The sequence below is a fragment of the Streptomyces actuosus genome (assembly GCF_016921115.1).
In the GTDB taxonomy this organism is placed as follows: Bacteria; Actinomycetota; Actinomycetes; order Streptomycetales; family Streptomycetaceae; genus Streptomyces; species Streptomyces actuosus_A.
This window is the reverse complement of sequence record NZ_JAFFZS010000016.1, coordinates 38,968-59,462: the sequence shown is the minus strand read 5'-3', so window position 1 is coordinate 59,462 and position 20,495 is coordinate 38,968. Positions and strand designations below refer to the sequence as shown.

Here is a 20,495-nt window from a genome sequence, read left to right as displayed (position 1 = left end):
TCAGCCCGCCTTCTCGGCGTGCCCGCCGAACTCGCCGCGCATCGCCGACAGCAGTTTGCCGGTGAACTCGCCCAGTCCGCGCGAGGCGTAGCGCTCGTAGAGCGCCGCGGTGATCACCGGTGCGGGCACGCTCTCGTCGACCGCCGCCTGCACCGTCCAGCGGCCCTCCCCGGAGTCGGAGACCCGGCCCGCGAATCCGCCGAGCTCCGGCGACCGGGCCAGCGCGTCGGCGACCAGGTCGACGAGCCAGGAGCCGACGACGGAGCCGCGCCGCCACACCTCGGCGACCTCGGCGACGTCGATGTCGTAGGCGTAGGCGTCGGGGTCGCGCAGCGGGGCGGTCTCGGCGTCGACCGTGCGGTCGCGCAGTCCCGCGTCGGCGTGCTCGATGATGCTCAGCCCTTCGGCGATGGCGGCCATCATCCCGTACTCCACTCCGTTGTGGACCATCTTCACGAAGTGGCCGGCGCCGTTGGGCCCGCAGTGCAGGTAGCCGTCGGGGGCGGTGCCGGTCGTCGCGGTCCGGCCGGGCGTGGGTTCCGCGCTGCCCGCACCCGGGGCGATGGTGCGCAGGAGCGGGTCGAGGCGCAGGACCGCCTCCCGGTCCCCGCCGACCATCAGGCAGTATCCGCGTTCCAGGCCCCATACGCCCCCGGAGGTGCCGCAGTCCACGTAGTGGACGCCGTGTGGGCGCAGTTGCTCCGCGCGGGTGATGTCGTCCCGGTAGTAGGAGTTGCCGCCGTCGATGACGATGTCCTCGGGGTCGAGCATCCCGGCCAGTTCGTCGACGGTGGGCTGCACTACGCCCGCGGGCACCATGAGCCAGAGGGTGCGCGGCCGGCCGAGCCTGCCGACGAGGTCCTTCAGCGAGGACGCGGCGGTGGCGCCCTCGCGTGCCAATTCTCCGACGGCGTCCGCGTCGAGGTCGTACGCCACGCAGCTGTGGCCGTCGCGCATGAGCCGGCGCACGAGGTTCGCGCCCATGCGTCCGAGTCCGACCATGCCGAGTTGCATGGGGGTGTCGGTGGTCATGTCTGCCTCCCCGTGGTGCGAGGCGCCGTGGTGACGCCGGGTCGAGGTGGTCGCGGCACGGTCCGGGGGCCGTGTCCGCTTCCGCGTGCCGCGGTGTGGGGGCGTCCGTGGGCGGAAAGGCGCCGGGGCGTCACGGATGCGCGGGCGGGCGGGGGCTCCCGGTCGCTCCCGCTGCGGTGGGGAGGGGAGGTCCGCGTCCGGTCCGCCGCGCCCCTGCGGCCGAGTCGGTCATGGGCAGCGGTCCGATCTCCTCGGGGCGTCCTGCCCTTCCAGTACACGCGCTTTCGCCGGTGCCCGCATGTCCGTGGCCCGAGGGCCGGCGGGTCAGGTGTGCGGGACGACGGCCACCGGGCCGGCGGCGTGGTGGATGACGGCGTGGGTGACGGCCCCCATGTGGCCGCGCAACTCGTGCCGGCGGCGGCGACCGACGACCACCATCGTCGATCCGGTCGCGGCCTGGATCAGGTGGCCGGCCGCGCGTCCGGCGGTGGCCACCAGCTCCACCTTGACCTCGGGGAAGCGCTCGCGGAAGGACCGCACCGCCTCGCTCAGTGCCGCCATGCCCGCCTGTTCGCCCGTGCTTCCGCCGTGCGGGTGCAGGGGGCCCAGGTGCCAGGTGTGGACGACGCGGACGGGCACGGAGTGCCGGGCCGCGAAGGCGAAGGCGAAGTCCAGGAGTTCCTCGCCGGGCGACAGGATGTCCAGGCCCACGACGACAGGGCCGTCCTCCCCCGGTGTGCTCTCGCGCACCAGGACGACGGGGCAGTCCGACTCCGCCGCCACCGCCTGGCCCACGGAACCGGCCGTGAAACCCGTTCCGACGCTGAAGCCGTGCGAGCCGAGCACCACGAGGTCGGCGTGGGCGGAGGCGGACAGCAGCACGGTGCCGGGCGCGTCCTCGATCTCCTCGGTGCTGGTGGTGAGGGTGCTCCGGCGGGAGCGGGCCCGCTCCGTCATGGCGCCCAACAGGTCCTGTGCGCGCTCGGCCAGCACGTCGCGGGCCGGTTGGACCGCCACCACGACGGGGTGCTCCTGCCAGAGCGAGGCGTTCACCAGACGGAGTTCGGCACCCCGCGACGCGGCTTCGTCCGCAGCCCAGTCCACCGCCGCCACGCTCTCCTCGGAGCCGTCCACTCCCACCACGACGCGTCCCGACATGACTGCTTCTCCTCCGGTAGGGGTCTTCCGCTGGTGACCGTTTTCGGAGCCCGACCTGGGAGTCCCGCGCAGAGAGACCACGACGTCCGGAAATCATGCTATTTCGGTCCTACCGATCGGGCCATCCCGGACCGCCCGCCGGACGACGCACCCCGCGTGCGCCCCGAGGGACCCGCCGTTCCGGCCCGAGCCGACCGGTCCGCGGGCGCCCCCGGCTCCGGGTCCACGCCCCGTCGGCAGCCGGCCGCCGCACTGTCAACCCGCCCGAACAGGGGGTGCCGGAGGCACCCGCCTCCTTCTTGACTGGCACCCCACCTCTCGCGAATATTCACATGACCCACACATGAGGCAAAACCCGCACATACTCCTACGACCCGTGATATGAGCGATGCCCGCCCGTGATCACTCGTGCTCGATCCGGCGTCGGGGCCCTGTGACCGAGGTGCCCCAGCGTCGCGCCGGACGTGCCGCACAAGGGGGAACCACTCCATGAACGCGTTGTTCGAGCAGATCCGGTCGACCGTGGACCGGCTGTCGGGACTGGCGCAGGCCCTCGGCGACACCCCCGTGTCCGCCGGCCGCGACGTACCGTCCCTCGTCCCCGCCCACTGCATCGAGGACGCCTTCACCGCCCTCACCCGCGGGGCCCGCCTCGAAGTCCTCGAAGTGCGGCCGGTGGCCTCCGGCCGCAGCACGCCGCCCCCCGCGCCGCCCCCCGCGCCGCCCTCGGGGGTGCGCCACCGGCTGATCGCCGACCCCCGGTCGGCCGACGCCGCCGCCGCAACGGCCGGACGGGGCACGGAGATCAGGACCGCGGGACTGTTCGCCGTACGGGCCCTGGTCGCCGACCGGGAGGCGCTGGCCCTCGCGGTGGGGGTGACGGACGACTCCGGCTATCTGCTGTCGGACCCCCGTTCCGACGCCGCCGCCGGGTTCGCGGCCCGCTTCATGGACGACTGGTGGCCGCGCGCCCACCCCTACGCCCCGTTCGCCGTCCCGGCCGAGTCGGCGACCGAGGCCGCCGTGATGGCCGCACTCGCCCAGGGGCTCACCGACGAGACCGTCGCCCGCCGGGTCGGCGTGACCCCGCGCACCGTACGGCGCCATGTCGCCGCCGTCTCCGCCCGGTTCGGCGCCACCTCGCGTCTCCAGCTGGGCGTGCTGATCGGCCGCGCCGCCCGGGAGACCACCGCGGCGGCGCCCGAGACGCCCCTCGGTCACGGGTAGGGCAGCGGCTGCACGTTCAGGTCGCCGTAGGCCAGGGGCCGCTCGCGCCGCCCCGAGGTGTGGGGGACGCTCCCGTAGCGCGGATTTCCCAGGCCGGGCGCCTGCGGCGGGTAGGGCGGGCTCAGTTCCGGCATGACCACCTTCATCAGGCTGGTGTGCCGGAACTGCGGCAGTGAGAAGTCGAAGGTGACGGGGTCCCATCCGCGCTCCGACAGCAGCCCCGTCAGCCGGTCCCAGCGCGCGTGCGGACCGACGCCGGCCGGGCGGCGGGGAAGCTCCGACAGGGGCGTCTCCGCTCCCCCGTCGTAGAACCAGGACACCCGACCCCGGTTCTCCTCGAAACCGTAGTACGGGATCACCTGGATGTAGTTGGAGAAGTCGGCGGCCTCGGCGTCCTTGTCGATGGCGAACTGGCGGCCGAACGCCTCGGTGAACTCCCAGTCCGGCGTCGCCAGCGAGATCCGCAGGCTCCGTTCCGCCTGGGCGTACTCCGTCAGCGCCGACAGCATCGCCTCCTCGGCGTCGTCGGAGACGCCTCCGCCCGCGAAGTAGCTGTAGCGGCGCAGCCATCCGTCCCGCTCGACCGCGGTGATCACCGGATACTCGTGCAGGTCGAGGTTGTGGAGGTGGAAGGTGATCTCGCCGGGCTGCTCGCCGACGGTGTCGAGCAGCCGCCGCAGGACACGGTTGCGCACCGGCCGGTCCACGACGATCCGGTCCAGTGGCACGCCCCCGTACCAGCGCAGGTTCACCGCGTCGCGTTCGAACAGCTCCAGCACCCCGTGCCACAGTGCCTCGCGGCGGCTGATGTGGCTGGCCAGGCCGCCGCTGGGGGCCAGGCCGATCAACGGCTCGTCGGGGCCGTGCAGATAGAAGAGCATCACCAACTGCGCCGGAACGTAGACCTCCTCGCCCGACCGCAACCGGCGCCCGGCGATCCAGCCGAGCTCCGAGTCCTCCGTCCACGGCTCGTACAGCGGGTCCCGCGCCAGCTGCTCGGGCGCGAACACCGGGAACTCCTCCGGATGCAGGCAGGGCACGCCCTTCCCGGCGAGCGTCCGGTACGAGCCGTGCAGGATCCGGTCCATGTGGGTGAGGTAGGCCAGGGAGCCCAGCACCCGCTCCACCGCCTCGCCCACCGACGACGCGGTCGTGCCGAACAGGTCGTGGCCCTTGCCTCCGCCGTACACCTGGCCGCCGAATCCGGTGCTCAGGCCGGGCAGTCCGAGCAGGCGGCCCATCGCGTGGTCGAGGTCGAAGTACTGGCCGTGCGCCACGTACATGGGCTTGCCGAGGCCGGAACGGAAGTACGTGGTGAACGTCCGCAGCGGACCGTGCGGATGGTAGTAGTCGAGCACCTCCCTGATGGCGCCGAACTCCGTGTCGTTCAGCACGGGCTTCAGCAGCCGGTCCCGGTGGTTGAGCCACTCGCTGGACAGCATGCTCATCGGTTTCCCTCCCAGGTGGACTTGGAGCGGGCGATCAGGACGAGGACCCCGGCACCGGCCAGGACCAGGGCCAGCCAGGGCAGTTCGGCGACCATGGAGCGGCCGAGGTAGGCGTCCACGGCCGCGTCGACGACCGGCGTCATCGGGTTGACCGCGGTCAGCTTCTCCAGCCAGCCGGGGAACGAGTCGCGCGGGACCGCCGCGCCCGAGCCCAGGAACAGCACGAAGAACAGGCCCGTCCCGGTGATCTGGACGCTGCGGGCCGGCAGGTCGAGGCTGCCCAGCAGCACCCCGGCGGCGAACGTGAAGGCGAGACCGGTCACGACCGCCAGCCCGAACTGCGCGGGCGAGGCAAGCACCACCCCGTACGCCACCGCCACCACGGCCAGCAGGGCGCCGATCGCCAGGGCGAACATCAGCAGCCCGACGGCCACCTGCGAGAACCAGAACCACCACATCGGCACCGGCGCCAACCGGTAGCGGCGGAGCACCCCGCTGGTCCGGCACTCCGCGATGTTGACGGCGACGCCGAGGACGCCGAGGTTGATGGCGATGGTGACGACGATCTGCGCCACGTATTCGTCGATGTAGCGCACGCCCCCGTCGGACTCCGTGCCGTACGCCACGCCCAGGAACAGCAGCATGGCCATGGGAAAGACCAGGGTGAAGAACACGGCGGCCGGTTCCCGCAGGAACAGCAGCAGTTCGACGCGGCACAGCCGGCCGAGGCCGCGCGGGCCGCGGCGGCCGCGCGGGGCGACGGGGGCCGGGGGCTCAGTCACCCGCGGCGGGCGGTTCGGCGGACTCGCGGCGCCGGTGGGGCGCGTGGGGCGGTTCATAGGGCGTTCCCGTCCTTGTCAGGTAGAGGTCCTCGAGGTCCGTGGGGCCCGTCGAGGCGGCGGCCAGCACATGCCGGAGGTCCACCGGATCGCCGTGGACGGCCCCGGCGCCGGCCCGCAGGGCCGCCAGCGCCTTCTCGGCGAAACCGTCCTCGCCATAGGCGTAGTGCGTGCCGGCCACCACCCGGGACGTGGTCCAGCCGGGGACGCCGCTCAGCAGACCCTGGGTCCAGGGGCGGTCCGGGAGGCGCAGCCGGGTGGTGAGGCCGGCCGCGTCGAGCAGCTCGGTGACCGGGCCCTCGGCGGCGATCCGGCCGCCGTCGAGCACGTACACGCGGTGGCAGCGGCTCTGCGCCTCGTGCAGGTCGTGGGTGGCGAGCAGAACGGCGGTGCGGGTCCCGGTGAGCTGCTCCAGGACGCCCCACAACTCCAGCCGGGCGTGCGGGTCGAGGCCGGTCGTCGGCTCGTCCAGGAGCAGCACGGGCGGCCTGCCGAGGAGCGCGAGGGCGAGGGTGAGGCGGCGCTTCTGGCCGCCGGACAGCCGCCGGTAGAACACCCGCCGGTGCTCGGTCAGCCCGATGCGCTCCAGGAGGTCCTCGGGGTCCCACGGGTCGTCGTAGAAGCCCGCGAACAACTCCATCGCCTCGGCGACACGGAGCCGCTCGGCCAGGCTCGACTCCTGGAGCTGGGCGCCGAAGGCCAGATGGTAGGCGGCGGGCCCGTCGGACCGGCTCAGTCCCGCGACGGACACCGTGCCCCCGTCCGGCCGCCGGATGCCCTCGACGCACTCCAGGAAGGTCGTCTTCCCGGCGCCGTTGGGCCCCACGAGCCCGACGATCTCGCCCTCGTGCACGCGCACCGACACCCCGGTGAGCACGGCCCTGTCACCGTAGTTCTTCCGCAGGGCGGCGGCCTCCAGCACGACGGGTGCGCCCGTGCGCGCCGGGTGACTCCCCTTCCTGGTCACGGTCATGAACGAGCCTCCTGGGGGCCTGCGGGGGTGGTGCTCCGGGTGGGGGGCGGTGGCACGGGCGCGCGAGCCAGGACCCGGAGGACACCGGGCAGGGCGGCCGGGTCGGGGAGCGCGTCCGGGGCGTCCGGAAGGGCCAATAGACCGCTCGCCCAGGGGGAGCCGGCGCCGGTCAGCGCCTCCAGGGTGCCGCCGGTCGCCGCGGCCAGGACCGTGCGCCGGGACAGTCCCGCCTGCTCCCACCAGGCCAGTTCGTCGTACAGGGCGTAGCCCGGCACCAGCGACAGGCCGAGCGCGTCGCTGCCGGCCGCCAGCGCCACCCCGCTGTCGTGCGCGGTGGCCAGCGCGTCGAGCAGGAAGGCCCAGCCGTCGTCGAACTCCCGGCGCGCCGGGCCCTTGAGGTGCTCGTAGCCGAAGTGCTCACGGGCGTACCTGCGGCCGAAGACCAGGGCGGGTCCGCGCATGTCGAGCAGGTACTGGTGGAACGGCGCCATCGGCACCAAGCGGTCCAGCAGCGGTTCCGCGACCGCCTCGTCCAGCAGGGCCGACCGGCGCCAGGAGTGCAGCAGCGGCACCAGGGCAGTGCCCTCACCGGCCAGGGTCCGCAGCGTCTCGGCGGCCCGGCGCCGCACGGAGGCGTCGGCGAACGCCCGGACGGCTCCGGCGGCGCCGCGGGGGGCCACCGCCGGAGGCAGCAGGCAGCGGGGCAGGTCCTGGACGAGGCGGACGCCCGCGGCGGACGCCTCGCCGGCACCGGTGCGCCCCGGCTGGTGCAGCACCCGCAGCCCGTGCTCGCGGGCCGCCGCCACGACCTGGGCGAGCGGCCCCGGTGCCAGGGACGGTCCCGTGCGCACGACGCGGGCGCCGTCGCCCGCCACGCGGGCGACCGCCCGGTGGGCCGAGGCGACGTCGTGGACCAGCCGGGTCGCGGTCGTCGCGGCCGGCGGGCCGTCGAGCACGGGGCCGGTCCACAGCAGGCGCGGATCGCCGGGGGCGGGAGTCTCGGCCAGAGCGAGGCAGGGCTCGGCGTGCCCGGCCGCGCCGAGGACGACGGTGACGCCCGCCTCCGCGCACAGCGCGAGGCAGGCCCGGTGCGGGGCCAGGGCGTCGCCCTCGACCATCCGGTTGAAGTAGCCGGTGATCCTCGCGGAGCCGTCCACCAGTCCGGGCAGCAGCGCGCCGTGGCGCTCCACCGGTTCGCCGACCGGCGGGGGCGAACCGGTGGCCCAGGCGGTGACGCGCCCGCCGGTGACGCGGACCCAGCCGTCAGCGCGCCACTGGCGGCCGTCGCACAGCAACGGGGCCGTGTGCACGGTCATCGGCGGCACCTCCTTCCTGCGGGCGGACCTGCGTGCGGGTCAGGCGCCGGCACACGAGGACCTGGAACACGACATGGGCGGCCACCGCCGGGAGCAGCGTCCCGGCCGCGGCGGTCAGCGCTCCCCACACCAGGCCGTGCGCGGCCTTGGCAGGCACCGCGCGCAGCCCGAAGGATGCGTGGTGCACCGCGAACACCGCCGCCTGCACGATCAGGGCGGCCCACAGCGCCAGCGAGTGGCGCAGCCCGGCCAGCAGATAGCCGCGGAACAGCACTTCCTCCGCGAGCGCGGTGAGCAGCCCGAGGGCGAGCAGCCCAGCGGGCCGGGCGGTCCAGGCTCCGACCGACCGCTCCCCGGCGGAGACGGCACGGGAGGACGGGCGGGGCGACGGGGGGTGTTCGGGGGGCTCCGCGTGCCACACGGGAGCACCCTGTAGTGGGGGGTCCACGTGCCACACCGGGCCGATTCCGTCCCGTGCGGGACAACTCCCGTACGGCGCGCTGCCGTTGCCATACGCTGCGCTGTCGTTGCCGTCCGGTGCGGGGGATGCCCGGCCGCCAGCGGGGGTGTCACCCTCCGGCACGGGGGATCCCCGGCCCGCAGGCTGGACGTCGCCCTCCCGCGCGGGGGTCCGCCCGTGCTCCGCGGGTGCGGGGCCGTTCCCGTCGCGTGCGGCCAGGGTGTCGACGCCGGCTCCCCGGACGGGGCCGGTGCCCGTCGGCGCGCCGCGTCCTCCGCGCGGCGCTCGGGCCGGGCGGGTCACCGCGCGGTGGGCCAGGAACAGTTCGGCGAGGTACCCGGCCGCGCCGGCCAGCGCACCGGCCGCCGTGGCAGCGGCCACCGGCCAGCCGGCCGGGGACGACCGGCCGGTCAGGCCGAGGCGTAGCGGGTCGAAGCCGGTGAGGGCCGCGGCCAGCAGCGCGGCGGAGGTCACCGTGGCCGCGTAGAGAACCGGGGCCAGACGCTCGACGGAGCTCCGTCCGGCGCCCACACGGAACCGCAGCGCGACGGCGATCACCGTGCCGAGCAGCAGGGCGAACACCGGGGCCACCGCCACGACCAGCAGCAGCCGGTCCATCCGGTCACCGCCCGCCCGGCAGGCCGCACGCGAACAGCAGCGACACGAAGGAGTTGCGCCCGTCCAGCCGCAACAGGTCGTTGGCGGTGTCGTCGTCGAACGCGGCCACCGCGCAGCAGGCCAGTCCCAGTCCGGTGGCCACCAGGTACAGGTTCTGGGTCAGCACGCCCAGGTCCACGTGGACGTACCGGTAGGAGCGGACGCCGTACTTCCACTCCACCCGGTCCATGTCGACGGCGAGGCACAGCACGGCCGGTGCGTGGAACAGCCAGTCGGCGGCGATGCCGGCCTCGGCGATCTTGCCGCGCATGTTGCCGGAGTCGACGACCGTCAGTTCCGGCCCGGACGGCCGGTAGTAGTACAGGCCCTGGTCCAGGCCCGACACGTCGTTGGCGACGACGTGGACGTCGACCGGGGCCAGCCCGCCCGCCGAGGGGGCCCGGCGCACGGGGAAGTCGCGCACGTTGTAGCCGGGGCGGTGGCCGCGGATGCCGGCCGCATCCTCCAGCAGCGCGGCGAGGTCGCCCAGCGGGAGCGGCCGGGCGGCGTACGTGGTGGACGAGCACCGCTGCTCGATCGCGTCCGCCAGGGTCATGTCCGCACGGGGCCGCCGCACGGGCAGGGGGACCGCGGGCCACCCGGCCGCCGCGCGCTCGGCCGGACGGGGGCGGGCGGCCATCAGTGCCCGCGGGTCGATCATGTCGTCGCACACCGAGGAGCGCAGCCGCCGGTGCAGCAGGTCGCGCAGACGCAGCGGCGGTGCGTCGGGGGCGGTCGCGGCCCCTGCGGTGAGGCTGCGCACCGCGGGCAGGTCGCACACGCGCACCCCGAGCGCCCGGGCCAACTGCGCGTCGGTGGCGTCCCGGGCGTCCGGTGCCTGCGCGGCGCGGGCGGCGGCCGTCGGGCCGTCGTCGGCGACCGGGTCGGAGGCGTCGGGGGCGTCCCCCGCAACGGTCGCGTCCGTGAACGTCGTCATGCCGTACTCCCCTCCTCGTCGGTGGTGCGCGCCGGGGCGCGCAGGGCGACCACCGCCAGCGCGGACCGCTCCAGGCCGTCGCAGTGCAGCAGCGTGTCGAGTTCGTCGTCGTAGAACTCCCGCACGGGGAAGGCCTCGTAGCCCGCCCGGCCGGCCAGACCGCAGACGACGTCGAGGAGGACGCCCGCGTCCATGAGCATGTGCCGGTAGCCGCGCGGGCCCGCTTCGAGCATGCTGCGCCACGGCACTCCGGTGAGGACGAGGGCGGCCTGCGCGGAGCGCAGGGCGTCGGCGGCCCCGGCGTCGGCCATCGTCGGGGCGAGCGCGGCGGGGCCCTCGTCGAGACGGCGTTCCACCCAGAGCGCGTTCTCGCCGGGCTGCTGGCGGCACAGGGCGTCCGCGTCCACGACCATCAGGTCGCAGCTGTACAGCAGGCCGGTCAGTGGGCCGTCCTCGCCGAAGGGGCCGCACAGGGTGCCGAGCGGGGCCGGGAGGGTGGAGTGCGGACGGCGTACGGGGTTCGCCTCTGCGGTGAAGTCCTCCGGGCGGTGCCGACCGCAGGTGGTGAAGAACCAGCGGCGCACGCCCTCGCGTTCGGCGGCGGTGAGCCGGTCGTCGGGCCGGTGCCGGGACAGCCGGGTGTTGAGGTGGAACACCTCGGCGACGTCGTCCTGGGAGGGGGCGACACGGTTGACGAAACCCCCGCCCTTCCCGGGGGCCAGCTCCACGACGTTGGGGGACGGGACGAGGGTCTGTTCGAGGGTGCGGCGCAGCAGGTGGTCGAGGCCGGGGGTGTGGGGCTTGGTCTCGGCGCGCGAGGACACGTGGGTCTCCTACAGGAAGGGGTGCCGGAACGAGGGCCGCTGCTCGGTGCAGACCGGACAGCGCGGAAGCCGCAGGACGTGCTCCTGGGTGATCTCCAGCCGTTCCAGGTCGATCCGGATCGCCCGGCCCACGAGGAAGCTGGCGCCGTCGACGAGGTAGGGGGCGATGCCGATCGACGCCCAGGACGCGGCGAGCGCGGCGTACGGGGCGAGCAGCGGCGGCAGGTCGTCGGCGGTGCGGCGGGCGAGTTCCTCGCTGTAGAGCTGGTACTCGTGGCGCAGCGCCCGGGACGACTCGTGCTGGATCTCGTGCTCGTTGTAGCAGGCCGACTCGCCGGGGACGACGAGCGGTCCGACGAGCAGTTCGCTGCCGTCGGCGTAGACGGGCAGCCAGGGGCGTCCGGCGGCCACGGCGGCCCGGTTGAGCCGGTGCAGCAGGGACGGGCGGAAGCCGTCGAGGGCGAGAACGACGAGGTCGGTGTCGTCGAGCAGCGCCGCGAGCGTCTCGTCGCCGTCGGCGGCCCCCAGCCCGTCGGTGCCGGCCGCCAGTCCGGGGACACTGCCGACGCCGAGTTCGGCGAGCTGGACGGCGAGTTGCCTGCCGACGGACCCGCTTCCCACGAGTCCCACGGTGGTCTCCGCGAGGTCGCGGACGGGACGGCCCCCCATCAGGCTCCGGTGCATCGCGAGCAGTCCGGAGCCCTCGGGCACGAGGACCCCGTCCCCGGCCAACTGGTCGACGAGCCCGGCGACCTGGTCCTTGTCCGCACGGTCCGCGAACCGGGCCACGACGTCGTCGCGCGGCTGGGGCTCGGTGAAGGAACTCAGGAGGGGGCCGAGGACCCGGTGCCGTCCGTCGTCGCGCAGCACGCGCGAGTAGCGGGAGCGCGCTCCGTGCCGCAGCAGCACCTCGTCATCGGTGCACTGCACGACGGTGAGGTACGGGTTCCGTACGAGCCGCGGGGCGGAACCGTCCGCCGGGGCGGACACCTCGGCCGCGGCCGAGGCGTCGGGTGATGGTGTCACGGGTTCTCCTCCAGGGGGCGGCGCGGACGCCGGGCCCGGCACGCGCGGCACCGGGCCCGGCTGGGGTGTTACAGCTGCTTCGTCGCGATGGTGCAGTGGCAGTGGCAGCACCAGCCGCCCGGCGCGACCGTGGCGTCGGAGGAGAAGTACTTCTCCTCCACCTTCTCGATGATCCGCAGCATGGGACACCTCCTCTCCCCGCTCGTCGGGGCTGTGGAACGGGCCAACCCAACGTAGGAAGGGGCGAGAAGGGCGGACAATGCTCTTCGGCTGTCCTGAACCGGCGATGGCCTGTGGCGGACCATGGCAGGGGCCGGCGGACGGCACCGGGCGTCCGCCTTCGGGACGTCCTGGCCGCCGGCGGATCGGCTGACGGTGTGTCGGCCGGTGGTCCGTCGGTCGATGCGGTGGCCCGTCGCCCCGCTCGGGACGGCGCGGAGGGTCGGGGGCCCGTGGTCAGCGGTCGCACGCGTGGGCCGCGGGCGGCCGTGGGCCGGCGGCTGTTGATGCCGTGCGGGGCGCGGCTGCGGCACGGCCGCGGGGTGCCCGGGTCAGCCGTCGGCGGCGCCGAGCCCGTCCTCCCGCACCCGGTCGGCGAGGTCGATCTTCGTGTACGCGGGACGTCCGACCCGCTGGTACTTGTCCTTCACACGGTCGAGGTAGTACTTCGCGGTGTGCGGGCTGATGCCGGCCCGCCGGGCGGTGGCCTTGAGCGTCAACCCGGAGGCGTAGCCGCGCAGCACCTCCAGTTCCTTCGGCGAGAGCCGGGGTCGGTGCGGGCCGCTGTCGTGGGCCCAGGCGAAGGCGAGTTCCGGCGAGTGCGCGGTCTCCCCCGCGGCGACGGTCTCGACGGCCTCGACGAGGGTCTCCAGGTCGTTGTCCTTGGTGAGGTAGCCGTCCGCGCCCGCGGAGACCGCCGCGACGACATGGGCGCGGTCCGCGACGGTGCTGATGATCAGGACGCGGCTGCCGGCGGCCCGGAGGCGGCGGATGTTGGCGGCCGGTTCCGAGGCGTCCTTGAGGAGGAGGTCGAGGAGGACGACGTCGGCGGGCGGCCGAGGCTCCGCCGTCCTCGCCTCGCCCCCGGCCGCGAGCAGGTCGTCGACGGTGGTCACGGCGGCCACCAGGCGCAGCCGGGAGGCGCTCGCCAGCCAGGACCGCAGGCCGTCGAGGAGCATCCGGTCGTCGTCGACCACGGCGACGGTGATCATCCCGGCCAGCGCAGTGCGACGCGGGTGCCCTCGCCCGGGGCGCTGTCGACCTCGGCGGATCCTCCGGTCTCACGCAGCCGCGCGTGGACGGACCGGCGTAGCCCGAGCCCACCGCCCGCGGCGGTGCGGGTGGGGTCGAAGCCGCCGCCCCGGTCCACGACGGTCACCAGGAGATGGCCGTCGTCGCCGGTGGCGGTGAGGTAGGCACGGCCGGTCCCCGAGTGGCGCAGGACGTTGTGGAGCGCCTCGCGGACCGCGTCGCCGAACGCGGTGACGACGTCGGGAGGTACGGCGGGCAGGGCGTGGTACTGGGCGGTGACCCGGAGCCCCAGGGCCTCCGCGTCGCGCACCGCGCGCTCCAGCGCGGCACCCGGGCCGGGGCGGGCTCCGGCATCCTCGTCGGGGCTGCGCTGGATGAGCCGCCGCAGATAGGCGGCCTCGCGGGCGCAACGCCGACGCACCTCCGGTGCGTTGGCGTCGACGGTGCCGTGGGCGATGGTCGTGAGCGTGGCCAGCACCGTGTCGTGGAGGGCGCGGTGGTGGGCGATCCGCTCGGCGTAGCGGGCGCGGCGGGCCTCGGCGCGCACCGCCTGGGTGGTGGCGGAGTCCAGGAGCCGGCCCTGGCGTCGCAGGTACCACCAGAACACCAGGGTGATGACGGCCGACGAGACCACGGAGTTGAGATGGCCGACGATCACGGGGATGCGGGCGTCGGCGATCCGGTAGCCGACGACATGGGCCACGGCGATGGCCGGCACGGCGGCGAGGGCGGTCCGGCGGCGCAGGGCCACCGCGGCCACCGCACTCGCCGAGCCGCCGAGCAGCATGACCCACGCGATGGACGGGGCGTCGCGTATGCCCGCCCAGGCGTACGCGGCGAAGGGCAGGGCGCAGCCGGTGACCAGGACGTCCACGGCGACGGTCCGGCGGTCGAACCAGCCGCGTGCCCGCGCGGTGCCGTGCACCAGGACGCTGCACGCCAGGGCGGTGGTGAGGAGGGCCCAGGCGGCGGGCCGGCCCCTGTGGTGCTGGACGACGGCGGCGAGGCCGACGACGAGATGGCTGGCGCGGTAGAGGAGGGTGGCCAGGGCGACGAACGTCTGGGCCCGCTGTAAGCCCGAGCCGACACCCGCCCCCGAGCCGTCTCCCCCACCCCCGGACTCCCCCGAGCCCTCGTCTGCCCCACCCGCCCCAGTTGCTTCAGCACTGCCCGTACCGCCGGTACGCGCGATGTCTGCGGCGGCGCCGGTGTTCCCGGTCCCCCCGGCGCTGCCGTTCCCGGCCCTGTCCCCACGTTCGGCCAAGTGCCTCATGCCCCCTCCGCAGACACGCGCCGCGCCCCCCACCCGCACGGATCGTACAGCGGGCACGAAGGGGCCGACCCGTCCGGAGACGCACCAACCAGCGCTGCAGCGCGCGGAGTTGGGCCGAGGTGAAAGAACGGCTCGACCCCTGCCCGGCCCCCGCGCCGCCAGGTGACCGCGTCGGCGCCCCCTCACTCAGTCCCCGTCGCGCGGTGCCCACCCCTGCCGCCGCAGCACCGCCGCCACGTCCGGGGCCTCGTAGTGCTCCCCCTTGAGGACCTTCCCGTCGGCGCGGCGGGACACCTGGCCGCCGGGGCCCAACTTGGTCATGTTCGAACGGTGGATCTCGGCGATCACCTGGTCGAGGTCGATGCCGTGGACGAGGGCGGTGCCGTACGCGATGTAGACGACGTCGGCCAGCTCGTGCGCGAGTCTGTCGAGCGGACCGGCCACCTCGACCTCGGCGACCTCGGCGACCTCCTCGGCGAGCAGCTCGCCGCGGTGGGCCGCCAGCTCGGGGGACACCTCCGTCGGCGTGGTGCGGGCGGCGAGCCCGAAGGCACGGTGGAACTCACGGACCAGTTCGGCGGGCGAAGAACTCATGCAGCCGAACTGTAACGACCGTCACCGGGGGCGCCCCTCCCGGCTCCGGCCCTGGTCAGAGCGGCGCCGGCCTGGCAGGATCGCCCGCATGTCCGCACACCTCCCGCGCATCGGCAGGCGCCGGGCCCTCCAGGGCGCCGCCGTCGGCGTCGTGACGCTCGGCCTGCTGCTGTGGTGGCTGCTGCCCCTGGGCGAGCAGCCGCCGCGCGGCCGGATCACGATCAGCACCGGCACGGCGAGCGGGGTCTACCAGGACTACGGACGGCGACTGCGCACCGCGCTCGCCAAGGACATGCCGGACCTGACGGTGCGGCTGCTGAGCAGCGAGGGATCGCAGGAGAACGTCACCCGGGTCGCGACCGGTGAGGCCGACTTCACCATCGCCGCGGCGGACGCGGTGAGCACGTACGAACTGCGCCACGGGCCCGGTGCGGAGCGGCTGCGCGGCGTGGCCCGCCTGTACGACGACTACGTGCAGCTCGTCGTCCCGCGCGACTCCGGCATCAGGTCGATCGCCGACCTGCGGGGCAAGCGGGTGGCGATCGGCCCGCCGGAGTCCGGTGTGCGGCTGATCGCCGACCGGCTGCTGCAGGCGGCGGGCATCGACCCGGGCAGGGACATCGAGCCGGAGGCGGACGGCATCGCCCGCGCGCCCGGGCGGCTGGAGCACGGTGCGATCGACGCGTTCTTCTGGTCGGGCGGTCTGCCGACGAACGGGGTGCGGCAGCTCGCGGAGTCCTTCCCGGTGCGGTTCGTGCCGATCGACGCGGACCTGGTGGCCACGCTGCACCGCGACGGCGGTGCCACGCGCTACTACCGCGCGACGAACATGCCCGAGTCGGCCTACCCCACTATGCAGAACGGTGCCCCCGTCGCCACGATGGCGGTCTCCAACCTGCTGATCACCCGCACGGACGTGGATCCCCGGCTGACCGAGTGGCTGACCCGCACGGTGATCAAGAGCCGCGACCACATCGGCGCGCACGTGCACTCCGCCCAGCTGGTCGACGTACGCACCGCCATATACACGGACCCCCTTCCGCTGCACCAGGGCGCACGGCACTACTACAGGTCGGTCAAGCCGTAGCCCGTCCCGCGCCCCGCCCCGGCTCCGGCAGCCCGCGCCCGCACCGCTCCCGGCTCCCGGCTCCCGGCTCCACGGAGCGCCGCGCGGCCCGCGGGCCGGGACAGTTCGGTGTCCTCGTCCGCGCCCGCCTCCGGGCCCTGTCCCTGGCTCCTCCCACCGCACCCCACGCCACGCCCAGCCGGATGCACCGCCTCCGGCCCCCGCGCACGCGGCCCCGCCGCCGCGTCAGGCCCTTGCAGGCATCGGGCAGGCAGGCCGTCGGATGGCGGCCGCAGCCGGGCCGTCGGGGTGTGCGCCGGTCAGGTCGTGGGCCCGCTGCGGGGAACGCTGACGGTCACGGTCAGCCCGTGGGGCTCGTGGCGGTCGTACGCGATCGAACCGCCGCCCGCCGCGAGCAGAGCCCGGGAGATGGAGAGGCCGAGGCCGGAGCCCTTGATGTTCTGGTGCCGACCGCTGCGCCAGAAGCGGTCGCCGATGCGGGCGAGCTCCTCGTCGGTCAGGCCGGGGCCGTGGTCGGAGACGACGACGGAGGAGGTGGCTCCGTCGGCCAGCACCGTGACCTCCACGCTCTGCCCCTCGGGCGTGAACTTGACCGCGTTGTCGATCACCGCGTCCAGCGCGGACGACAGGGTGACCGGGTCGGCCCAGGCGGTGGTCGGCGGGCAGTCGCCGGCCAGCCGGACGCCCTTGGCCTCGGCGGCCGGGGACCAGGCCGCGACGCGCTCGGCGGCGAGGGCGCCGATGTCTGTGGTCCTCAGGTCCGCCTCGGCGTGCTCGGCCAGGGCGAGGTCGAGCAGGTCGTCCAGGACCCGGGCCAGACGTTTCCCTTCGGCCTGGACGGAGGCGATCTCCTCGTTGCCCTCCGGCAGTTCCATGCCGAGCAGTTCGATGCGCAGCAGCAGGGCCGAGAGCGGATTGCGCAGCTGGTGCGAGGCGTCGGCGACGAAGGCGCGCTGCTGCTCCAGCACGTCCTCGACGTTGTCGGCCATCTCGTTGAACGACTTCGCCAGCCGCCTGAGTTCGGGCGGTCCGCTGGCCGCCGCGACGCGTGACTTCAGCCGGCCGGTGGAGATGTCGTGCGCGGTGGCGTCCAGGATGCGCACGGGGCGCAGCACCCACCCGGTCAGCCGCAGCGCGGCACCGACGGCGAGCAGCATGGCGGCGATCAGACCGGCGGCGATCACCAGCCAGCCGCGCAGGATCCGCGACCGCATCTGCCCGGTGGGCGAGTCGGTGACCACGACCGCGACGACGTCCCCGTCCCTGATCACCGGGGAGGCCACCACCAGCCGTCCCCGCTGCCAGGGCCACACCTGCGCCGGGTCGTGGCTGCGCCGGCTGAGCAACGACTCGGAGAAGGCGCTGCGGACCTCGCCCTCCTCGGGGAGGAAGAAGCCGGCCGGGGCGTGGGCCATCGGGCTGTCGGTACGGTAGAAGACCCCGGCCCGGATGCCGTAGACGTCGTAGTAGCTGGTGAGTTCGCGGCTCAGGGTCTCCAGACGGTCGTCCTGGATGTTCCGGCCTGCGGCGCTGGGCGCCTCGGCCACGTACTGGGCGAGGGCGGCGAAGCGGGCGGTGTCGTCGATCCGGTCGACGACGACCTGCTGCTGCTCGGCCGCGGCGCGGCTGATCGCGAGCGGGATCCCGAGGGCGAGCAGCACGGCCGCCATCAGGACGATCAGCAGCGGCAGCAGGCGTGTGCGCAACCGGTCCCCGCTAGGCGCCCGGGGCGACGAGGCGGTAGCCGACGCCGCGTACGGTCTCGATCAGGGCGGGCATGCGCAGCTTGGCGCGCAGTGACGCCACGTGCACCTCCAGGGTGCGGCCCGTGCCCTCCCAGCTGGTGCGCCAGACCTCGCTGATGATCTGCTCCCGGCGGAAGACGACGCCCGGGCGCTGGGCGAGCAGCGCGAGCAGGTCGAACTCCTTGCGGGTCAGCTGGACGACCGACCCGTCCACGGTGACCTGGCGGGTGGGCAGCTCTATGTGCATGGAGCCGAGCCGCAGCGCGACCTCCGTGCTGCCCGTGGCGTCCTCGGGCGCCGTGCGCCGGCTGACGGCGTGGATGCGGGCGAGCAGTTCCCCGGTGTCGTACGGCTTGACCACGTAGTCGTCCGCGCCGAGGTTGAGGCCGTGGATGCGCGAGCGCACGTCGGAACGGGCGGTGACCATGATCACCGGGGTGCTCGCGCGCTTGCGGATCCTGCTGCACACCTCGTAGCCGTCCTGGTCGGGCAGTCCCAGGTCGAGCAGGACGACCCCGAATCCGGGGCCCTCGGGGACCAGCGCCTGCAGGGCCTCCTCGCCGTTGCGCGCGTGCGTGACGTCGAAGCCGTGCCGCGCCAGGACCGCGGACAGCGCCGCCGCGACGTGGTTGTCGTCCTCGACGAGCAGAAGTCTCATCCCGGCCTCCTTCGGTTCATCGTCCGTACGGTCTCGATCGCTCGGATCACGCGTGCACGCGCGCGTGACCATCGCAGTCACGCTGATGGACGACGACGCCGTCAAGAGGGTTCCGGTTGCACACGGCTTCCGTTATCCGGACGATACGTCCGCAGGTGACAAGTGCTACGACACGTGTCCGATTGCTATCGGATCGTGATGCTCAGATTCCCCTCAGATGTAATGACGCTGGTCGGGAAGGCCCTCTACTGTCCTCCGAAACCGAGGAGGACGGAGCCCAGAAGCGATGACCGAAGTATCGGTGGCCAAGAAGGACTCGGCCGCGACCGACGAACTGGTCGTCCTGAAGAGCGTCAACAAGCACTTCGGCGCGTTGCACGTGCTCCAGGACATCGATCTCACGATCGACCGCGGTGAGGTGGTGGTGGTGATCGGGCCCTCCGGGTCCGGCAAGTCCACCCTGTGCCGCACCATCAACCGCCTGGAGACCATCGACACGGGCACGATCACGATCGACGGCAGGCCGCTGCCGCAGGAGGGCAGGGAGCTCGCCCGGCTGCGTGCCGATGTCGGCATGGTCTTCCAGTCCTTCAACCTCTTCGCGCACAAGACCGTGCTCGAGAACGTGATGCTGGGTCAGGTCAAGGTTCGCAGGACCGAGAAGAAGCAGGCCGAGGAGAAGGCGCGGGCCCTCCTCGACCGAGTCGGCGTGGGCACCCAGGCCGACAAGTACCCCGCACAGCTCTCCGGTGGCCAGCAGCAGCGCGTGGCGATCGCGCGGGCACTGGCGATGGGCCCGAAGGTGATGCTCTTCGACGAGCCGACGTCGGCCCTCGACCCCGAGATGATCAACGAGGTCCTGGAAGTCATGCAGCAGCTCGCGCGTGAGGGGATGACGATGATCGTCGTCACCCACGAGATGGGCTTCGCGCGCTCGGCGGCCAATCGCGTGGTGTTCATGGCGGACGGCCGCATCGTCGAACAGGCCACGCCCGACCAGTTCTTCAGCAATCCGCGCAGCGACCGCGCGAAGGACTTCCTGTCGAAGATCCTCCACCACTGACCGGCCGGGCTCCCGCCCCGAGAGCCCGGTCTGCCTCTCCCATCACACAAAGGATGTCCAGCATGAACCTCCGCAAGGTCACTGCGGCCTCGGCCGTCGCGCTCACCCTCGCCCTCACCGCCACCGCCTGCGGCGGCGACTCCGACAGCGGCAGCGGAAGCGGCGGCGGAGGCAAGGTCACCATCGGCATCAAGGTCGACCAGCCCGGTCTGGGCCAGGAGACCCCTGACGGCTACAAGGGCTTCGACATCGACGTCGCGAAGTACGTGGCCAAGCAGCTCGGCTACGGCGAGAGCGACATCACCTGGAAGGAAGCCCCGAGCAAGGAGCGCGAGAACCTGCTCCGGCGCGGTGACGTGGACTTCATCGTCGCCACGTACTCGATCACGGACCAGCGCAAGGAGAAGGTGTCCTTCGCCGGCCCGTACTTCCTGGCCCACCAGGACCTGCTGATCCGGACGAAGGACAACATCAAGTCCGGCGACGACCTGAACAAGAAGAAGCTCTGCTCGGTCACCGGCTCCACCTCCGCGCAGAACGTGAAGAAGAAGTTCGCGCCCGACGCGCAGCTGCAGGAGTACGGCGGCTACTCGGAGTGCCTCAGCGGCCTGGAGAGCGGCGCGGTCGACGCCCTCACCACGGACGACTCGATCCTCGCCGGATACGCCGCCCAGCAGCAGTACCAGGGCAAGTTCAAGCTCGCCGGGCTCAACCTGAGCGACGAGCACTACGGCATCGGCATCAAGAAGGGCGACACCGAGCTCCAGGGCAAGATCAACGCGGCCCTGAAGAAGATGGTGGACGACGGCTCCTGGGAGAAGGCGGTCAAGGCCAACTTCGGTCCGGCCAACTACGACTTCGAGCCCGCTCCGCAGATCACCGAGCAGGGCTGACGACTCCCGGTGACCCCGGGACTACGGCTCGGTG

The 20,495-nt window shown here is 73.6% G+C and carries 19 protein-coding genes; 4 read left to right on the top strand and 15 right to left on the bottom strand.

Going from position 1 to position 20,495, the window contains the following annotated elements; genetic code table 11:
• Together gnd and JS756_RS20555 are read right to left on the bottom strand one after the other, a co-directional pair.
• Entirely contained in the window at positions 1–1,032 is a 1,032-nt protein-coding gene (gnd, locus tag JS756_RS20560; RefSeq protein ID WP_438817334.1) for a phosphogluconate dehydrogenase (NAD(+)-dependent, decarboxylating), read from the bottom strand.
• A gap of 324 nt (positions 1,033–1,356) precedes the next feature.
• Entirely contained in the window at positions 1,357–2,190 is an 834-nt protein-coding gene (locus tag JS756_RS20555; RefSeq protein ID WP_205384602.1) for a universal stress protein, read from the bottom strand.
• 489 nt (positions 2,191–2,679) lie between these two features.
• Between JS756_RS20555 and JS756_RS20550 the strand changes: the two genes are divergently transcribed.
• Positions 2,680–3,417, top strand: a complete 738-nt coding sequence (locus JS756_RS20550; RefSeq protein ID WP_205384601.1) for a helix-turn-helix transcriptional regulator — start codon at positions 2,680–2,682, stop codon at positions 3,415–3,417.
• Here the strand turns inward: JS756_RS20550 and JS756_RS20545 are convergent.
• The 11 genes from JS756_RS20545 to JS756_RS20495 all read right to left on the bottom strand — a co-directional run bounded on the left by JS756_RS20545 (position 3,408) and on the right by JS756_RS20495 (position 15,015).
• Entirely contained in the window at positions 3,408–4,865 is a 1,458-nt protein-coding gene (locus tag JS756_RS20545) for a YcaO-like family protein (RefSeq protein ID WP_205384600.1), read from the bottom strand. The genes JS756_RS20550 and JS756_RS20545 overlap by 10 nt on opposite strands.
• On the bottom strand, positions 4,862–5,647 hold the full coding sequence (locus tag JS756_RS20540) for an ABC transporter permease (protein WP_205384599.1): 786 nt from the start codon (positions 5,645–5,647) through the stop codon (positions 4,862–4,864). Before JS756_RS20540 ends, JS756_RS20545 begins: the two co-directional genes overlap by 4 nt.
• The gene (locus tag JS756_RS20535) at positions 5,640–6,677 is read right to left on the bottom strand and encodes an ABC transporter ATP-binding protein (protein WP_205384598.1); all 1,038 of its coding nucleotides are present in this window, start codon (positions 6,675–6,677) and stop codon (positions 5,640–5,642) included. The genes JS756_RS20540 and JS756_RS20535 overlap by 8 nt, the downstream gene beginning before the upstream one ends.
• Positions 6,674–7,993 (bottom strand): amidohydrolase family protein, encoded by a 1,320-nt coding sequence (locus tag JS756_RS20530; RefSeq protein ID WP_205384597.1) that lies wholly within the window; start codon positions 7,991–7,993, stop codon positions 6,674–6,676. Before JS756_RS20530 ends, JS756_RS20535 begins: the two co-directional genes overlap by 4 nt.
• Positions 7,941–9,071 (bottom strand): CPBP family intramembrane glutamic endopeptidase, encoded by a 1,131-nt coding sequence (locus tag JS756_RS20525; protein WP_205384596.1) that lies wholly within the window; start codon positions 9,069–9,071, stop codon positions 7,941–7,943. The genes JS756_RS20530 and JS756_RS20525 overlap by 53 nt, the downstream gene beginning before the upstream one ends.
• 4 nt (positions 9,072–9,075) lie before the next feature.
• Positions 9,076–10,047, bottom strand: coding sequence for a SagB/ThcOx family dehydrogenase (locus JS756_RS20520; RefSeq protein ID WP_205384595.1), 972 nt, complete (start codon positions 10,045–10,047; stop codon positions 9,076–9,078).
• Positions 10,044–10,871: a nitroreductase family protein gene (locus tag JS756_RS20515; RefSeq protein ID WP_205384594.1), complete on the bottom strand. Its 828-nt coding sequence runs from the start codon at positions 10,869–10,871 to the stop codon at positions 10,044–10,046. The genes JS756_RS20520 and JS756_RS20515 overlap by 4 nt, the downstream gene beginning before the upstream one ends.
• A 9-nt stretch (positions 10,872–10,880) precedes the next feature.
• Positions 10,881–11,897, bottom strand: a complete 1,017-nt coding sequence (locus tag JS756_RS37825) for a TOMM precursor leader peptide-binding protein (RefSeq protein WP_205384593.1) — start codon at positions 11,895–11,897, stop codon at positions 10,881–10,883.
• A 551-nt stretch (positions 11,898–12,448) separates the two neighbouring features.
• On the bottom strand, positions 12,449–13,108 hold the full coding sequence (locus JS756_RS20505) for a response regulator (RefSeq protein ID WP_240204081.1): 660 nt from the start codon (positions 13,106–13,108) through the stop codon (positions 12,449–12,451).
• On the bottom strand, positions 13,105–14,421 hold the full coding sequence (locus tag JS756_RS20500) for a sensor histidine kinase (protein ID WP_205384592.1): 1,317 nt from the start codon (positions 14,419–14,421) through the stop codon (positions 13,105–13,107). Before JS756_RS20500 ends, JS756_RS20505 begins: the two co-directional genes overlap by 4 nt.
• Positions 14,422–14,607: 186 nt before the next feature.
• Positions 14,608–15,015 carry a pyrophosphohydrolase domain-containing protein gene (locus tag JS756_RS20495; protein ID WP_205384591.1) on the bottom strand — a complete coding sequence of 136 codons (408 nt, stop codon included), beginning with the start codon at positions 15,013–15,015 and terminating at the stop codon, positions 14,608–14,610.
• An 88-nt stretch (positions 15,016–15,103) separates the two neighbouring features.
• On the opposite strand from JS756_RS20495, the gene JS756_RS20490 reads away from it, so the two are divergent.
• On the top strand, positions 15,104–16,102 hold the full coding sequence (locus JS756_RS20490; protein WP_205384590.1) for a TAXI family TRAP transporter solute-binding subunit: 999 nt from the start codon (positions 15,104–15,106) through the stop codon (positions 16,100–16,102).
• 299 nt (positions 16,103–16,401) lie between these two features.
• On the opposite strand, the gene JS756_RS20485 is transcribed toward JS756_RS20490, so the two are convergent.
• Together JS756_RS20485 and JS756_RS20480 are read right to left on the bottom strand one after the other, a co-directional pair.
• Positions 16,402–17,808, bottom strand: a complete 1,407-nt coding sequence (locus tag JS756_RS20485; protein WP_205384589.1) for a sensor histidine kinase — start codon at positions 17,806–17,808, stop codon at positions 16,402–16,404.
• A gap of 10 nt (positions 17,809–17,818) precedes the next feature.
• A complete protein-coding gene (locus JS756_RS20480) occupies positions 17,819–18,505 on the bottom strand; it encodes a response regulator transcription factor (protein WP_205384588.1) in 687 nt (228 codons plus the stop codon).
• A gap of 286 nt (positions 18,506–18,791) precedes the next feature.
• Here JS756_RS20480 and JS756_RS20475 point away from each other — a divergent pair, with 286 nt between their 5' ends.
• Together JS756_RS20475 and JS756_RS20470 are read left to right on the top strand one after the other, a co-directional pair.
• Positions 18,792–19,568 (top strand): amino acid ABC transporter ATP-binding protein, encoded by a 777-nt coding sequence (locus JS756_RS20475; RefSeq protein ID WP_205384587.1) that lies wholly within the window; start codon positions 18,792–18,794, stop codon positions 19,566–19,568.
• 62 nt (positions 19,569–19,630) lie between these two features.
• Complete coding sequence (locus JS756_RS20470) at positions 19,631–20,461, top strand: glutamate ABC transporter substrate-binding protein (RefSeq protein ID WP_205384586.1); 831 nt, start codon at positions 19,631–19,633, stop codon at positions 20,459–20,461.
• Positions 20,462–20,495: the final 34 nt, after the last annotated feature.

Coding starts and splice junctions, on each gene's coding strand:
- JS756_RS20530 (WP_205384597.1), bottom strand. CDS start 7,993: ATGACCGTGCACACGGCCCCGTTGCTGTGCGACGGCCGCCAGTGGCGC.
- JS756_RS20470 (WP_205384586.1), top strand. CDS start 19,631: ATGAACCTCCGCAAGGTCACTGCGGCCTCGGCCGTCGCGCTCACCCTC.
- JS756_RS20475 (WP_205384587.1), top strand. CDS start 18,792: ATGACCGAAGTATCGGTGGCCAAGAAGGACTCGGCCGCGACCGACGAA.
- JS756_RS20495 (WP_205384591.1), bottom strand. CDS start 15,015: ATGAGTTCTTCGCCCGCCGAACTGGTCCGTGAGTTCCACCGTGCCTTC.
- JS756_RS20545 (WP_205384600.1), bottom strand. CDS start 4,865: ATGAGCATGCTGTCCAGCGAGTGGCTCAACCACCGGGACCGGCTGCTG.
- JS756_RS20505 (WP_240204081.1), bottom strand. CDS start 13,108: ATGATCACCGTCGCCGTGGTCGACGACGACCGGATGCTCCTCGACGGC.
- JS756_RS20525 (WP_205384596.1), bottom strand. CDS start 9,071: ATGGACCGGCTGCTGCTGGTCGTGGCGGTGGCCCCGGTGTTCGCCCTG.
- gnd (WP_438817334.1), bottom strand. CDS start 1,032: ATGACCACCGACACCCCCATGCAACTCGGCATGGTCGGACTCGGACGC.
- JS756_RS20490 (WP_205384590.1), top strand. CDS start 15,104: ATGTCCGCACACCTCCCGCGCATCGGCAGGCGCCGGGCCCTCCAGGGC.
- JS756_RS20500 (WP_205384592.1), bottom strand. CDS start 14,421: ATGAGGCACTTGGCCGAACGTGGGGACAGGGCCGGGAACGGCAGCGCC.
- JS756_RS20480 (WP_205384588.1), bottom strand. CDS start 18,505: ATGAGACTTCTGCTCGTCGAGGACGACAACCACGTCGCGGCGGCGCTG.
- JS756_RS20555 (WP_205384602.1), bottom strand. CDS start 2,190: ATGTCGGGACGCGTCGTGGTGGGAGTGGACGGCTCCGAGGAGAGCGTG.
- JS756_RS20550 (WP_205384601.1), top strand. CDS start 2,680: ATGAACGCGTTGTTCGAGCAGATCCGGTCGACCGTGGACCGGCTGTCG.
- JS756_RS20520 (WP_205384595.1), bottom strand. CDS start 10,047: ATGACGACGTTCACGGACGCGACCGTTGCGGGGGACGCCCCCGACGCC.
- JS756_RS20535 (WP_205384598.1), bottom strand. CDS start 6,677: ATGACCGTGACCAGGAAGGGGAGTCACCCGGCGCGCACGGGCGCACCC.